This window comes from Streptomyces sp. NPDC002580, from assembly GCF_042889485.1.
Taxonomy (GTDB): domain Bacteria; phylum Actinomycetota; class Actinomycetes; order Streptomycetales; family Streptomycetaceae; genus Streptomyces.
In genome coordinates this window covers 1-1,073 of record NZ_JBIAQZ010000034.1, presented here as the reverse complement: position 1 = coordinate 1,073, position 1,073 = coordinate 1, and the positions used below count along the sequence as shown (strand labels likewise).

Annotated in this window: 1 rRNA gene; it reads right to left on the bottom strand. The window is 58.1% G+C overall.

The window, feature by feature from the left end:
* Positions 1 to 1,073 (bottom strand): 23S ribosomal RNA (locus tag ACFYW7_RS38860); the annotation flags it as partial.

Below are 1,073 nucleotides of genomic sequence, written 5' to 3'. Positions count from 1 at the left end.
ATGTGTGACGGATTTGCCTATCACACGGCCTACACCCTTACCCCGGGACAACCACCGCCCGGGATGGACTACCTTCCTGCGTCACCCCATCACTCACCTACTGCAGGTCTGGTCCGTCGGCTCCACCACTCCCCTTTGCCCGAAGGCTCCGGGGCGGCTTCACGGACTTAGCATCGCCTGGTTCAATGTTTGACGCTTCACAGCGGGTACCGGAATATCAACCGGTTATCCATCGACTACGCCTGTCGGCCTCGCCTTAGGTCCCGACTTACCCTGGGCAGATCAGCTTGACCCAGGAACCCTTAGTCAATCGGCGCACACGTTTCTCACGTGTGTATCGCTACTCATGCCTGCATTCTCACTCGTGAACCGTCCACCACTGCCTTCCGGCGCGGCTTCACCCGGCACACGACGCTCCCCTACCCATCACAGCGGGCGTTGGCCCTATAGCTGCAATGACACGACTTCGGCGGTACGCTTGAGCCCCGCTACATTGTCGGCGCGGAATCACTAGACCAGTGAGCTATTACGCACTCTTTCAAGGGTGGCTGCTTCTAAGCCAACCTCCTGGTTGTCTGTGCGACTCCACATCCTTTCCCACTTAGCGTACGCTTAGGGGCCTTAGTCGATGCTCTGGGCTGTTTCCCTCTCGACCATGGAGCTTATCCCCCACAGTCTCACTGCCGTGCTCTCACTTACCGGCATTCGGAGTTTGGCTAAGGTCAGTAACCCGGTAGGGCCCATCGCCTATCCAGTGCTCTACCTCCGGCAAGAAACACACGACGCTGCACCTAAATGCATTTCGGGGAGAACCAGCTATCACGGAGTTTGATTGGCCTTTCACCCCTAACCACAGGTCATCCCCCAGGTTTTCAACCCTGGTGGGTTCGGTCCTCCACGACCTCTTACAGCCGCTTCAACCTGCCCATGGCTAGATCACTCCGCTTCGGGTCTTGAGCGCGCTACTGAATCGCCCTATTCGGACTCGCTTTCGCTACGGCTTCCCCACACGGGTTAACCTCGCAACGCACCGCAAACTCGCAGGCTCATTCTTCAAAAGGCACGCAGTCACG